Genomic DNA, 13,520 nt, shown 5'->3' on the forward strand with positions numbered 1-13,520 from the left:
CAATTCAGTTCCGAAAGGTTTACCTTTCGGAACTGTTTTTACGTATATATATTTGTATTAATCCCATATTTTCGGTAAAATTATTAAGAATACACTTTTTTTCAAATTAGTTGTGAGGGGAAACTATTTGATGAAGAAAAAAATCATGAAGATCATGCTGGTCATATCTTCAATTCTTTTGATACTATTTGGATTCTTTACCGTGCAGATGATGACTAATGTCAGGGATATCACACTACGAAATTCCGAGAAGACCGGAAAACAGGTGGAAGAGTACTCTGACAAGGCTATGCGCGATCAGATTACGGGACGTCTTAGTGCAACAGCGCTAGGATGTGCCTATATTCTAAATGAAATGTTCAGCGATTTCGCCGGATCAGTGGCTCTGAATGCAGAAGCTGCAACCGATATCTACACAAATCCCGAAAAATATGGAAATGCAAGGGTCACAAGACCTGAGAAGTTTGAAATTGGACAGATGAAAGCCCAGTTCGTCTATGCGGAAGGTGTAAATCCCAATGACGTGGATATTAGAAAAGAACTGGCTATGATCGGAAATCTTCAGGGAAATCTTACTGCCATGTATGGTCAGTACAATCAGCTGGGGGCTTCTTATATTGGCACTGAAACCGGAATATTGCTCCTGGCAGGCCCTGTACTCCAGGAAAGATGGGACAGCAATGGCAATTATGTTCATCTGGACCCAAGACAGCGCCCCTGGTACCGCAAGGCCAGAATGACCCAGAAGGTAAGCTTTACAGATATTCAGAATGACTATGACACAGGCAGACAGGCCATAATGTGCGGAGCTCCGATTTATAAAGGGAAAACCTTTGTAGGAGTTGCCGGGGCAGGACTATACCTTGAAGGCATTGAGAAAATGATGATGAATGCAAGAATAGGTGATGAAGGTGATTCCTGCATTATCAACGGCAAGGGAAAAGTTATCTTTTCCTCTAGAAAAGAAGGACAATTAGAGCCGCAGTCACTTCTTATAGAGGATAAGGATAAAGATGTAGCTTCTTTTGCAGCCAAGGCAGCCAGCGGAGAGAGCGGACTGGAACTTTTGGATATCGATGGAGTTACCTGTTATCTTGCTTATTCTCCGGTAGAAATTGTTGGATGGTCACTTGTATCAATAATTCCAGAAAAGACAGTGCTTGCACCCAATGAAAACCTGATGACTTCGATCAGAGACAGTCAGGATGAAGAACATACAGCGATACTCAGCATTATCAGGACAGCTCTTTTTAACATGCTGACACTTATAGTAGCAATGGGAATCATTACTGTCATCTTGTCCAGCTTTCTGAGTGAGCGTTTTGTAAGACCGATAACGCTTCTTACTAGCAAGGTCCATGACCTTGAAGGAGATCAGCTGGATTTTGAGTGGAATGAGGATACAGGCGATGAAGTTCAGGAGCTTGCTACGACTTTCAAGCAGATGACTGACAGAATGAAGACCTATATTGACGACATTCAGAAGGCTACTGCTGAAAAAGAGAGGATCGGAGTTGAGCTGGGACTTGCAACCCGTATTCAGGCGAGTATGCTGCCTCACGAGTTTCCGCCTTTCCCTGACAGAAAAGAGTTCGATATTTATGCACTGATGGATCCTGCCAAGGAGGTCGGTGGTGACTTCTATGATTTCTTCCTGATAGATGATGACCACTTGGGGCTTGTTATGGCAGATGTATCAGGTAAAGGTATTCCGGCAGCTCTTTTCATGATGATCTCCAAGGTTATTCTGCAGAGCTGTGCGATGCTGGGAACATCAGCTGCTGAGACGCTCAATAAGACTAATGATGCGCTTTCTTCCAGTAATCAGACTGAAATGTTCGTAACTGTCTGGTTTGGAATTCTGGAGATTTCAACGGGCAATCTTAGCTGTGCCAACGCAGGACATGAGTACCCTGCTATAAAAAGAGCTGACGGCTGTTTTGAAATTTATAAGGACAAGCACGGCTTTGTAATAGGCGGAATGGATGGAGTCAAGTACAAAGAATACAACATCAAACTTGAGCATGGAGATAAGATCTTCTTATATACTGATGGCGTGCCGGAGGCAACTAACAGCGAAGTTAAGATGTTTGGCACAGAGCGCATGCTACAGGCACTTAATAAGGATGCGTCTGCAGGACCTGAAAAACTGCTTCAGAATGTTAAGGATGCAGTTGCAGACTTTGTAGGCGACGCGGAGCAGTTTGATGACATGACAATGCTGTGCTTTGAATATAAATAATGTAATTCTTAGAGAATTATGTCTGTGAGTAATTGGAATATCTTTTCCATTCTGATATAGGTGTATAAAAAATTATAATAATTTAAGAAATTGACTGACAAATATACATTATAATGATAAGGAAGCCAATAGTCATAAATGCGCATTTTGCTTGCATACTTATCATGGAGCAATTCGTATATCATTATGATAATTGTGGATAGATAAATTTCTTTTGCCACAAACTTAAGATCTTCGTATAAAAAGATATCCAGGGAATACAGGAGGACAAAAGACATGAGCATTTTAAACGATAATGATCTTGAGAAGGTGGTTGGCGGAACTATAGCACATGCCGGTGAAAAGGCTGTGTTTGCTACCAAAAAGGAAGAATTCGAGGCTGCATGGGATGCTCTTAAGATGGAGAAAAAGGGCTATACCGGCAACATGAGAGCAGAGCTCTATGATGATTGGGAGAGTACGGATTATTCCACATCAGCAATCAGCTTCCTTGCTAAGATCAAATAAAGTTTTTGGGTAAGCGAGGTGATGCCAATGGATGAGAGGGCTATGGCTATGAATGATAATGAACTTGAAAACATAACCGGTGGCGGCAAAGGCAAAAGTGATCAGACAACGGGAGAGAGGACAACAGAAGCATATTGTCCGATTTGCAAAAAGACAACAACATTTATAGTTTACTCCGGTTCGAGAGGTAAGTGTAAGAAATGCGGCGAAATGTCGCAGATATGATGAGTTTATCGACACTTGCAGCAAAGGGCTGCAAGTGTCTTTACGCGTTTTCATGCGTCACAAATCAGGGAGCATTATGGAAAAACTTACTGTTGAAGCAACTAAAGAAAATCTGATCGCGGTCAACGAATTTGTGGAGACTAATCTTGAGAAAATAGATTGTCCCATGAAGGCTATGATGCAGATAAATGTTGCTGTAGAAGAAATCTATATTAACATTGCAAGTTATGCCTATGGTGATGCGTCAGGTCAGGCAGAGATACTTCTTGATACTGATACACCTGGCCAGGTTTCCATAGTTTTTATGGACAGCGGAACACCTTATGATCCACTCGCCAAGGAAGATCCGGATATTACACTTTCCGCTGAGGAAAGAGGAATAGGCGGTCTTGGAATCTTTATGGTCAAGAAGAGTATGGATGATGTTAAGTACAGATACGAGGACGGTAAGAACATTCTGACTCTGATCAAGAAAATCTAAGTGATTGATTTGAGGTGTAGCCATGAAGATCTCTTTTGATCTGGACGAGGTTCTGTTTGTCAGCCCTGACTATATGGAAACAGAGCCTGAACTGAGATTTCCCTTGAACAGGATGTTTCCGGAAAGGCTCAGGAAAGGAACAGTATATCTGATAAATGAGCTTCAAAAGAGAGGCTTTGAAGTGTGGGTTTATACATCCTCTTTTCGCACAGATGTGTACATCAGATCACTTTTCAGAAGATACGGAATTCATTTTGATGACATTGTAAACGGCTACAGACATAAGGCGGAAGTTCAGGGAAACAGAGCAGATATGCTTCCACAGAAGATGCCGACATTCTACCGCATATCCCTTCACATTGATGATGAGGATGCGATCATAGAAAACGGTAAAAGATATGGTTTCAGGGTGCTCAGGATATGCGAACCCGATGAACACTGGACTGACAAGGTATTGGAGGAAGCAGAGCGCATCAGAAAGATTGAAGAGGGAAACTAGATACCAGAGGGCAGAAAATATAAGGTAGAAGATATAGGATTACAGAGGAAAACCGATATGGAGGATAATAAAAGTATTGAGAAGAGGCTTGATTACGTCGAATCCATTTTTGAAAAATACGGAGCAAAGGCCCTTGATATAAATGAAAAAAATCGCGACAAGTTTGGCGATAGAAGAGCTTTTTTATATGATGGGAATTACTACAGAACAGGAACGATGGAGTTTGAAGATCAGGACGAACCTTATATAGTTATCAGCTGCATCGATAATGAGAAGTTTGCAAACGTTGGAGTTATGGAAGATATTGATGCTTTTTCCTCTAAACTCAGCGATGAAGATATAGAAAAACAGGTCAGATATGCCTTTGGGATAGAACCTTATCCTGAGGAATATGGAGCAGAATAAATACTATTAGTACGGAATAATAGGAAATACTGCAGGAATTCGATGAAAACTTGATGATAAGTCTGGTTGTGATGGTATTAATCCCAAGAAGAATCATCTTGGCGGGAATAATATATATTTTTTAACAGCATAAATTGTGTAACAGGAGGGTAAAACACATGTTGAACATTAACAAAACTTTAGCAGAAAAGGATCTTAACATCAGTCTTGAGGGAAGACTTGATACTATGACAGCGCCTGATCTTGAGGCACAGCTTTCAGCAAGCCTTGGCGGCGTTGAAAATCTTGTTTTTGATCTTGCTAAGCTTGAGTACATCTCATCTGCAGGTCTTCGTGTTCTTTTGTCAGCTCAGAAGACTATGAACAAGCAGGGCTCAATGGTTGTCAGAAACGCAACAGAAGAAGTTAAGGAAATCTTTGAGGTTACAGGCTTCTCAGATATTCTGACCATCGAATAAACAGTTCTTATGAGAAAATGATGCGGGGAGATGATAGAAATGGAATCTGAGAAAATACTGATCACTAACAAGAATTTCAAGCTCTATGATGCACTTGGAAAGATTGATAACTATCTGGAAGATTTCGAACTTGGCAGGAAGGATACACTTCACATGAGACTTATCATGGAGGAGACGCTTGGAATGCTGGGAGCAATGACAGGTGAGTACCATGCTCTTTTATGGATGGAGAAAAAGCCTGACGCCTGCGAGATCAAGCTTGTAGCCAAGACTGATATGGATGTGGATAAGAAAAAAGAGCTTCTGTCAGTTTCCAAGACCGGCGAAAATGCGCTTGCCAAGGGCTTTATGGGTAAGATTGGTGAGATCATTGAAAACGGAATCCTCAATTACGAGAATATCATGAAGCTGCAGCAGGTTTATGGCGGCGGATATGTTGATTACGCTGCACTTGGCGGAAATCCTTCAGATTCAATGTTTGTATGGAGTCTTGACCAGTACAGGGATGCTCTTGATGAAGCAAGAGTAGATGATGATGCGGCAGGACACGCCTGGGATGAGCTTGAGAAGTCTATTGTTGCAAGTGTTGCCAAGGACGTTGTAGTCGGAGTCAAGATGGATCAGGTAGAGCTTACTATTACTGCGGCTTTGACCGGTGAATGATTAAAAATTTATGGATAATAATCTTTTTAGAGAAAAGAGCGTCAAAAAGTTGTCCTCACCTGAGAATCTGAGTGAGTACCTTCGGGTTACAACACCTGCCATGTGGGTGATCCTGATAGGGATAATGGTAGGAGTGATCGGACTCTATATCTGGAGCTATTTCATGACCATTAATAGCTATGCCTATGGCGATGGCGTGGTCAGAAACGGCATTTTGACAGTTACCTACGAAGAGAACAGTACAGCTCAGTATGTCAAAGATGATATGGATGTTATCATTGGCGGAGTGCGCATGCCGATAGATTCTATAGGAAAAGATGATAACGGCAAGATCATATCTGTTTCCAAAACTGATTTTCCTGATGGAGACTACGCTGCCAAAGCCAGTTATAAACAGACCAGGATGATAAGTATGCTCTTTAACTAAGGAAACTGAGGTGGCGTTTATGGGCGCCAATAGAACTGTAAAGAAGCCTTCTGTTGGTAAAAGAGTTCATGTCCCTATTGTAATGCAGATGGAAGCTCTGGAATGCGGAGCAGCCTGCCTTGACATGATACTTGCTTACTACGGAAAGTGGATACCCCTTGAAAAGGTCAGATACGACTGCGGGGTATCCAGAGACGGCTCTAATGCCAAAAATATATTATGTGCCGCAAGAAACTATGGCCTTGAGGCAAGTGGGTACCGCTTTGAACCTGAGACACTGGTTAAAAGTGGCTCTTTTCCATGCATAATTCACTGGGAATTCAACCATTTCGTTGTTTTATGCGGATTTCAGGGTGGTTATGCCTATATAAATGACCCCGGAAGGGGAATTCTTAAAATGCCCATGAGCGAGTTTGACGAAGGCTTTACAGGAATAGTCCTGTGCTTTGAGCCCGGTGATAATTTCGTTCAGAGCGGCAAAAAAATGCGCACCATAGACTACGTTAATATCAGGTTAAAGGGTGCGTCTAAAGCAGTTATCTTTGTCCTTTTTTCCACTTTTGTTGCATATCTTTTTAATACGCTAAATCCGGCATTTAGCAGGTTCTTTATGGACAGACTCCTGTCCGGAGAAAATAAGGAACTACTTATGCCGTTTATTGTGCTGTTCTCGGCTGTTGCTTTTTTTAACATTGTGAGCAGCGCAGTATCTGATATATATTCTCTCAGGATCGATGGTAAGCTGTCAGTTCTTTCTAACAGCAACTATGTCTGGAAGGTACTGCATCTTCCTATGAATTTCTTTAGCCAGAGATTATCCGGAGACATATTGCAGAGAAAGGGCTCACAGATATCCAAGATACTTGTAGATACTGTGGCTCCCCTCCTTCTGAATTTTGTCATGATGATCTTCTATTTGGTGTTCATGCTAAGGTACAGCCCCTTATTATCACTCATAGGTATTGCCTCGATTGTTCTGAACAGCTTTGTCGGAAGGCTTATTTCCAGAAAAAGAGTCAACATTACCCGCTGCAGTCTCAGAGATTCAGCCAAACTCGAATCTACAACTCTTTCGGGAGTAATGATGATAGAGACAATTAAGAGCTCCGGTGCGGAAGCCGGCTTTTTCAAGAAGTGGGCGGGCTATCAGGCAGCAGTTAATAAAGAAAAGATTGAATACGGGCATATCAATATATGGCTTGGAAGTATTCCGGCACTTATAAATTCCCTCGCCGGCTACATGGTGCTTATACTTGGTGTTGCCCTTGTAATGAGGGATCAGTTCACACTTGGTATGGTTTTGAGTTTCCAGATGTATCTGAGCTATTTTACCGCGCCGGCCATGGGTATCATAGGAGCGGGGCAGTCTATAGAAGAGATGCGCTCCATGATGGAGAGATACGAAGATGTAATGCAGTATCCGGATGATGAACTTTTCGATGCAGAGAGCATTTCGGATGACCAGGAGTATCAGAAGCTTAAAGGGGATATCCACCTAAGAAACGTTACATTTGGATATAGCAGGCTTGCCAATCCGGTAATCAAAGACTTTAGTCTCGATATTGCAGAGGGCAGTAAAGTAGCCATAATCGGGGCTTCGGGCTGCGGAAAGAGCACTCTTTCCAAACTCATATCAGGCTTATATAAGCCATGGAGCGGAGAAATAACCTTTAGTGATAAGACTATCGAGCAGATAGACAGAAATGTTTTTACCGGCTCCGTAGCTGTAGTTGATCAGGATATAACTCTTTTCCAGGATACTATAGATCAGAATATCAAGCTGTGGGATAACAGCATCGAGGATTTTGAAGTTATACTTGCGGCCAGAGATGCGGGCATTCACGATGAAATCATGGAAAGAGATGCAGGCTACAAGGGAGCTGTTGCAGAAAACGGAAATAATTTCTCCGGCGGACAAAAGCAGCGCCTTGAGATAGCAAGAGTCCTTGCTCAGGATCCTTCCATAATTATTCTGGATGAAGCAACAAGCGCATTGGATGCGGTGACAGAAATGAAAGTCATCGAAGCTATCAAAAAGCGCGGAATTACCTGCGTTGTAATCGCCCACAGACTCTCGACTATCAGAGACTGCGACAATATCGTAGTGCTCAGAGACGGAGAAATTGCTGAGCAGGGAACACATGAGGAGCTTCTGGAGAAGGGCACGTACTATAAAGAACTGGTAACTAACGAATAAATTATTGAGAATCTGAAATGTGATCATTGATACAAGTGAGTGTTGCGCAACAGTAATATATTAATAGAGGAAACAGAGTAGTGGGTTGGTTTGACGAGCAGATAAGGCAGAGAACAAAGAGCGATCAGGAAGTATTTGAGGATTCCATATTTAATATGGCTTCCTCTGTTATTGGTGTCAAAGCCGTCAAGGACATTACTGATAGCCGCGTTGTGACCAAGGCTGCCATCGAAGAGATAATTAAATACTTTGGATATAAGCCGGAAACTGACTCCTTTAATCAGCTTGGAGAAGATATAGATCTGGCAAATATTCTGCGCCCATTTGGAATAATGTTCAGAGAAGTCACTCTGGATGAGGAGTGGACTAAGGAAGCTTATGGTCCAATGATCGGCAAGCTCAGATCCGACGGCACTGTCATAGCTCTTTTACCTGGGAAATCTAAGGGCTACTATTATCAGGATTATAAGCTTGGCAAAAGAGTCAATGTGAGCAGAAAGGTGCTGGAGGATATTGATCCACAGGCTATATGCTTTTATAAGCCTCTCCCGACCAAGAAGCTTGGAATACGCGACCTTATTATTTATATGAAGAACTGTCTGGATATTCCGGATTTCATCGGCTATGTAATCCTGATGTCAATTGTTACTATTATAGGAATTATGGCGACTTCTCTTGTAGAAATCGTGTCCGGATATGTGGTTTCCATGCACAGCTATCCTATGCTGTTTGGAACGGCTATTTTCCTCTTTTCACTGGGAATTTCGGAGTTTATGATCGAAGCCAGCGCTGAACTTATTATGGAGAGGATTGAACTCAAGACAGGAATAAATGTAGAAGCAGCGGTGATGAACAGGGTTTTAAATCTCCCTGCCGGGTTCTTTAGAAAGTATACCTCGGGAGAACTTGCGGCAAGGATCAATTCAGTCAAGGAGCTGTGCGAACTTATAATAGGAAACGCTGTAACAATGCCACTTGTCCTGGTGCTGTCCCTTGCGTATCTGTTTGAGATCAGGTCTTTTGCCCCTGCATTGGTTTTACCGGCGCTTGCGATAAATGTGATCTCTCTTATTTTTTCTTTGATCACAATATTTATACAGACCGGAATTACCCAGAAGGTTATGCAGTATGATGCGGAAGAAGACGGTATAACCTATGCTTTTATCAATGGTATCCAGAAAATCAAGCTTGCCGGAGCAGAGAAAAGAGCTTTTGCGAAATGGGCAAACTCTTTTAACGAAAGCGCAAACCTTCTCTATAGCCCGCCTACAGTTATCAAACTAAATAAGACTATCAATATGGCAATTGGCCTTGTCGGAACCCTGATAATCTATGCGATAGCTGTTAAAACAAATGTCAATGAGTCTGAGTACATGGCCTTTAATACAGCCTACGGCCTTTTGGGAGGCGCCTTTGCTTCTATATCATCGGTTGCGCTTCAGACTGCCAACATCAGACCAATCCTCAAACTGGCAGAGCCAATCCTTACTGAAATTCCGGAATCCAGCGAGGGGAAAGCTGTAATAAACAGAGTTAACGGTAATATTGAGCTGTCTAACGTCAGGTTCAAATATGATGAAAACGGCCCGGAGATTCTAAGAGGAGTATCGACCAGGATCAAAGCTGGGGAATATGTGGCAATTGTCGGTAAAACGGGATGCGGTAAGAGTACGCTCCTAAGACTCCTTCTGGGGTTCGAAGTGCCGACAAAGGGCGCTATTTACTATGATGGCAGGGATATCACCAAGATAGATATGACCAGCCTTCGCAGGAAAATAGGAACTGTCACCCAGAACGGATCTCTTTTTCAGGGAGATATTTATTCTAATATAGTAATAACTAATCCGCTCCTGACAGTGGATGATGCCTGGGAAGCCGCTGAGATTGCGGGAATTGCCGATGACATTCGCCAGATGCCTATGGGAATGAATACCTTTGTGTCAGAAGGACAGGGCGGAATCTCTGGCGGACAGAAGCAGAGAATCATGATCGCGAGAGCTGTCGCTCCAAAGCCTAAGATCCTGATGCTGGATGAAGCCACAAGTGCACTTGATAATATCACGCAAAAGAAGGTTTCAGAGTCACTGGATAAACTTAAGTGCACCAGGATAGTTATTGCGCACAGACTTTCTACTATTAAGAACTGCGACAGGATTCTTGTAATTGATGATGGTAAGATTGTGGAAGAGGGTAGGTACGAGGAACTTATGGAAAAAGAGGGGTACTTTGCCGAGCTTGTTAAGAGGCAGCAACTGTAGGTATAAGAATGCAGACAATAGATTGCACACAATTTAAATGTTGATCAGTATGTGATAAGCAATCTAAAGTGTCGAATTTTTTATCAATTTGTCGGAAATTTTTGAATAAAATATGTGAAAGAGCTGTTTGTTAGTCAATTGAAATTAATATACAGCTCTTTTTTTGCGCATAAAATGAAAGAATGCGATAAATATGCGTGGTTTAACGATTGCATTAATTGAAATTGTGTTAAATGAATATTTATAAATGGATAAAAAGACGGCAAGACGGCAAAATAAGTGCGTTAACACGGATATATTAATAATGGAACGTTAATAATAATACGGCAAAAAGAAAATAACTATAAAAAATAAATAAAAATTCTATAAATAAATACTTGTTTAATAGATAATTTCATATTATCATATCTCTGATGAAATTTTGTATTGGAGAGTTTTTTTATGACTGAATTCAACTCAATTAGCGCAGTTCAAGAGGATGACGAGATTGATCTTGCTGAACTTTTTTTCGTTCTCAGACGTAAGATTTGGATAATTATTTCATGCGGACTGGTCGGTGCAACAATTGCATTATTATACACGATGTTTTTGATTAAACCTTTATACCAGTCATCATCAATGATTTACATTTTTTCGAAGACAACTACTGTTACATCAGCGATAGATCTTCAGATTGGTAAACAGCTTACCGTAGATTTTGAAATTCTGGGTAAGAGCAGACCTGTTCTTGAGAAGGTTATATCTGATCTGCAGCTTGATACAAGCTATGAATCACTTCTTAGCACAATTTCTGTTGAGAATCCAACTGATTCCAGAATCATCAAGATAGCAGTCAAGAATCAGGACCCGCAGCTCGCCTGTGATATAGCTAATAGCCTTGCTGAGAATCTTGCGGCGAGAGTTGCAGAAGTTACAGATACTACCAAGCCTTCATCTGTTGAACAGGCTGTACCTGCAATCAGACCTATTAGTCCTAGCAAGAGCAAGAACACAATGATGGGTGGAATGGTAGGAGTTTTACTTGCAATAGCAGTAATCCTTGTTATGTACTATAGCGATATGTCAATCAGAAGCGAGGATGACGTCAGGAAGTATCTCGGGCTTGGAACTCTTGCATCCGTTCCATTCGAGAAGAGCATTTCAGAGGGACATGAGTCCAAATCAACCAAGAAGAAAAAGGCCAAGAAGAAAAAATAATGAACAACGTAAGGAAATTTCTTTTAAGTTTACTAGTTATTACTTTGGCTGTTTCTGCCGGAGTTGGAAGTTATCTGTATACAGATTCCAGGAACAGTTCTGAAGAGATGAATGAGCTGTCTGTTGTTGCCCATAGCAATGCTGAGAATGATTCAGCGACAGTTGCCAAGGCTTCTACAGGCACTGTGACTAAGACTTCAAGTGGAACTGCTAATAATGTTTCTGCAGAAACAGCTACTAACAATAATGTAGCTGGTAATGGGACAACAGGAGCAGCCACAACTACGCAGAGCGGGAAACTACCTGTAGATATCCAGGCACTTCAGAAGGCTAATCCGGATATAGTAGCCTGGGTAACGGTTCCGGGAACAGTTATTGATTATCCTATTTGTCAGCATCCAACAGATGACAGTTATTATCTTAAGCATGGCCCTGAGGGAATGAAATCTTCCCACGGATGCCCATTTATAGAGGTTTGTGATTCCAAGACATTTCAGGATTACAACACAGTTGTTTATGGTCACAATATGAATGATGGCTCAATGTTTGCCGGACTTCATAAATTTGAAAATAAAAAGTTCCTTGATGAGCATAGAGAGATAACGGTTACTACTGCTGATCATGTAATGACCTATAAGATTTTTGCTGCGGTCATGTACAGTGATAAATATATACCTTATTACTTCGATGATACCAAGAAGGCAGACAGAACGGCCTTCATCAAGTCTTTGAGTACAGATATTGTCAAGAAGAGGAGTATTGTACTAAGTGATGAGAAGGTAACTGATGCTAACAAGGTTATTACCCTAAGTACCTGTGACAAGAAACTGCGTGACAAGAGATTTATTGTTGTTGGCGTTCTCAAACAAATCGACGGAGCAGATGTTTAACCAGATATGAAGAACAGGAGATCGTTAGTAAAGTTTATACCCCTTTTGTTTATCGTTTTACTGGTGGCGTATATGACTGGTGAGACTATTGCCAATAATAAGAACGCCGAAGCGGTCAAACGAATGGAGGGTAGTTCTGCTGATGAAGCAACTGTAGCAGGTGCCAGCAGACCTTACGAGAGAGATAGCTTTGATGGGAGCATTCTATATGGTGACAACAGATATGAAGCTAATTCTCATATAGATACAGTTTTATTCCTCGGGATTGACAGTAGCAGTCAGGAGAGAGAAGGCGTTGGAATTACAGAGGGCGGTAGAAGTGATACCATCATACTCTTTGTAATAGACAATGACAAACAGCTTATCACACCACTTGAGATCAATAGAGATACCATGGTGGATGTTGATATATATGACAATGATGGAAATTATCTTGCCCAGGGTGTTGAACAGCTGACAATGCAGTATGCATACGGCAATACACCGCAGAAAGCCAGCAACCTCACAAGAGATAAGGTATCTGACCTCCTCGGCAGAAAGAGGATAGGCAGTGTGATCTCACTTACTATGGATGGCATTGAACCAATAGTTGACTCCATAGGCGGTGTGGAACTGACATTACAGTCTGATGAAACAGATATTGATCCATCATATAAGGCAGGCAAGACCATCCACTTGGATGGAGCGACTGCTAAGGCCTTTGTCCACAACAGAGATGTGGAAGTAAGAGGCAGTAATATTTCCAGAATGTCCAGACAGACCCAGTTCATGCTGGCTATGTTCCAGACGATCAAGAGTCAGGGCAGTTCCATTGTAGAGACAATGGAGGAGGCTGCAGGAGATTATCTCTATGAGGATATCGATGCAGACAGCGTCGATCACATGACTCATTATGACTATTCCGGAGAAGTCTTAAACCTTCCGGGAGAGAATGTGGAGAGCGGAATCCACGACGAATTTTATGTAGATGATGACAAGTTAACAGAGCTTATATTGGACCTGTTTTATATCAGGTCTTAAGCCTATGTTTTAACTTTGTATCAAATAGTAAGGACAACAAGATTTTAACTT

Annotated in this window: 14 protein-coding genes; all 14 read left to right on the top strand. The window is 41.7% G+C overall.

The window, feature by feature from the left end; all coding sequences use genetic code 11:
- Positions 1-130: 130 nt before the first annotated feature.
- The 14 genes from BPR_RS19615 (at position 131) to BPR_RS04150 (ending at position 13,469) form a co-directional block, all read left to right on the top strand.
- On the top strand, positions 131-2,242 hold the full coding sequence (locus BPR_RS19615; protein WP_013280193.1) for a SpoIIE family protein phosphatase: 2,112 nt from the start codon (positions 131-133) through the stop codon (positions 2,240-2,242).
- Between the two features lie 276 nt (positions 2,243-2,518).
- Positions 2,519-2,749, top strand: coding sequence for a hypothetical protein (locus BPR_RS04090; protein ID WP_013280194.1), 231 nt, complete (start codon positions 2,519-2,521; stop codon positions 2,747-2,749).
- 27 nt (positions 2,750-2,776) lie between these two features.
- A complete protein-coding gene (locus BPR_RS04095; protein ID WP_026663165.1) occupies positions 2,777-2,974 on the top strand; it encodes a hypothetical protein in 198 nt (65 codons plus the stop codon).
- 76 nt (positions 2,975-3,050) lie between these two features.
- Positions 3,051-3,455, top strand: a complete 405-nt coding sequence (locus BPR_RS04100) for an ATP-binding protein (protein WP_042256512.1) — start codon at positions 3,051-3,053, stop codon at positions 3,453-3,455.
- Between the two features lie 22 nt (positions 3,456-3,477).
- A complete protein-coding gene (locus BPR_RS04105) occupies positions 3,478-3,954 on the top strand; it encodes a hypothetical protein (RefSeq protein ID WP_013280197.1) in 477 nt (158 codons plus the stop codon).
- 57 nt (positions 3,955-4,011) lie between these two features.
- Positions 4,012-4,359: a hypothetical protein gene (locus tag BPR_RS04110; protein ID WP_013280198.1), complete on the top strand. Its 348-nt coding sequence runs from the start codon at positions 4,012-4,014 to the stop codon at positions 4,357-4,359.
- 158 nt (positions 4,360-4,517) lie between these two features.
- On the top strand, positions 4,518-4,817 hold the full coding sequence (locus BPR_RS04115) for an STAS domain-containing protein (RefSeq protein ID WP_013280199.1): 300 nt from the start codon (positions 4,518-4,520) through the stop codon (positions 4,815-4,817).
- A 39-nt stretch (positions 4,818-4,856) separates the two neighbouring features.
- On the top strand, positions 4,857-5,480 hold the full coding sequence (locus BPR_RS04120) for a hypothetical protein (RefSeq protein ID WP_026663169.1): 624 nt from the start codon (positions 4,857-4,859) through the stop codon (positions 5,478-5,480).
- Between the two features lie 10 nt (positions 5,481-5,490).
- Positions 5,491-5,907 carry a hypothetical protein gene (locus BPR_RS04125; protein WP_013280201.1) on the top strand — a complete coding sequence of 139 codons (417 nt, stop codon included), beginning with the start codon at positions 5,491-5,493 and terminating at the stop codon, positions 5,905-5,907.
- Positions 5,908-5,926: 19 nt separating this feature from the next.
- On the top strand, positions 5,927-8,104 hold the full coding sequence (locus tag BPR_RS04130) for an NHLP family bacteriocin export ABC transporter peptidase/permease/ATPase subunit (protein ID WP_042256515.1): 2,178 nt from the start codon (positions 5,927-5,929) through the stop codon (positions 8,102-8,104).
- Positions 8,105-8,184: 80 nt separating this feature from the next.
- On the top strand, positions 8,185-10,362 hold the full coding sequence (locus BPR_RS04135; protein ID WP_013280203.1) for an ATP-binding cassette domain-containing protein: 2,178 nt from the start codon (positions 8,185-8,187) through the stop codon (positions 10,360-10,362).
- 441 nt (positions 10,363-10,803) lie between these two features.
- A complete protein-coding gene (locus BPR_RS04140) occupies positions 10,804-11,559 on the top strand; it encodes a YveK family protein (RefSeq protein WP_013280204.1) in 756 nt (251 codons plus the stop codon).
- A complete protein-coding gene (locus tag BPR_RS04145) occupies positions 11,559-12,449 on the top strand; it encodes a class B sortase (protein ID WP_013280205.1) in 891 nt (296 codons plus the stop codon). Before BPR_RS04140 ends, BPR_RS04145 begins: the two co-directional genes overlap by 1 nt.
- 72 nt (positions 12,450-12,521) lie before the next feature.
- Positions 12,522-13,469 (top strand): LCP family protein, encoded by a 948-nt coding sequence (locus BPR_RS04150; RefSeq protein WP_052301793.1) that lies wholly within the window; start codon positions 12,522-12,524, stop codon positions 13,467-13,469.
- The last annotated feature ends 51 nt before the right edge of the window (positions 13,470-13,520 follow it).

This window comes from Butyrivibrio proteoclasticus B316, assembly GCF_000145035.1.
Taxonomy (GTDB): domain Bacteria; phylum Bacillota; class Clostridia; order Lachnospirales; family Lachnospiraceae; genus Butyrivibrio; species Butyrivibrio proteoclasticus.

Coding starts and splice junctions, on each gene's coding strand:
- BPR_RS19615 (WP_013280193.1), top strand. CDS start 131: ATGAAGAAAAAAATCATGAAGATCATGCTGGTCATATCTTCAATTCTT.
- BPR_RS04090 (WP_013280194.1), top strand. CDS start 2,519: ATGAGCATTTTAAACGATAATGATCTTGAGAAGGTGGTTGGCGGAACT.
- BPR_RS04095 (WP_026663165.1), top strand. CDS start 2,777: ATGGATGAGAGGGCTATGGCTATGAATGATAATGAACTTGAAAACATA.
- BPR_RS04100 (WP_042256512.1), top strand. CDS start 3,051: ATGGAAAAACTTACTGTTGAAGCAACTAAAGAAAATCTGATCGCGGTC.
- BPR_RS04105 (WP_013280197.1), top strand. CDS start 3,478: ATGAAGATCTCTTTTGATCTGGACGAGGTTCTGTTTGTCAGCCCTGAC.
- BPR_RS04110 (WP_013280198.1), top strand. CDS start 4,012: ATGGAGGATAATAAAAGTATTGAGAAGAGGCTTGATTACGTCGAATCC.
- BPR_RS04115 (WP_013280199.1), top strand. CDS start 4,518: ATGTTGAACATTAACAAAACTTTAGCAGAAAAGGATCTTAACATCAGT.
- BPR_RS04120 (WP_026663169.1), top strand. CDS start 4,857: ATGGAATCTGAGAAAATACTGATCACTAACAAGAATTTCAAGCTCTAT.
- BPR_RS04125 (WP_013280201.1), top strand. CDS start 5,491: ATGGATAATAATCTTTTTAGAGAAAAGAGCGTCAAAAAGTTGTCCTCA.
- BPR_RS04130 (WP_042256515.1), top strand. CDS start 5,927: ATGGGCGCCAATAGAACTGTAAAGAAGCCTTCTGTTGGTAAAAGAGTT.
- BPR_RS04140 (WP_013280204.1), top strand. CDS start 10,804: ATGACTGAATTCAACTCAATTAGCGCAGTTCAAGAGGATGACGAGATT.
- BPR_RS04145 (WP_013280205.1), top strand. CDS start 11,559: ATGAACAACGTAAGGAAATTTCTTTTAAGTTTACTAGTTATTACTTTG.
- BPR_RS04150 (WP_052301793.1), top strand. CDS start 12,522: ATGACTGGTGAGACTATTGCCAATAATAAGAACGCCGAAGCGGTCAAA.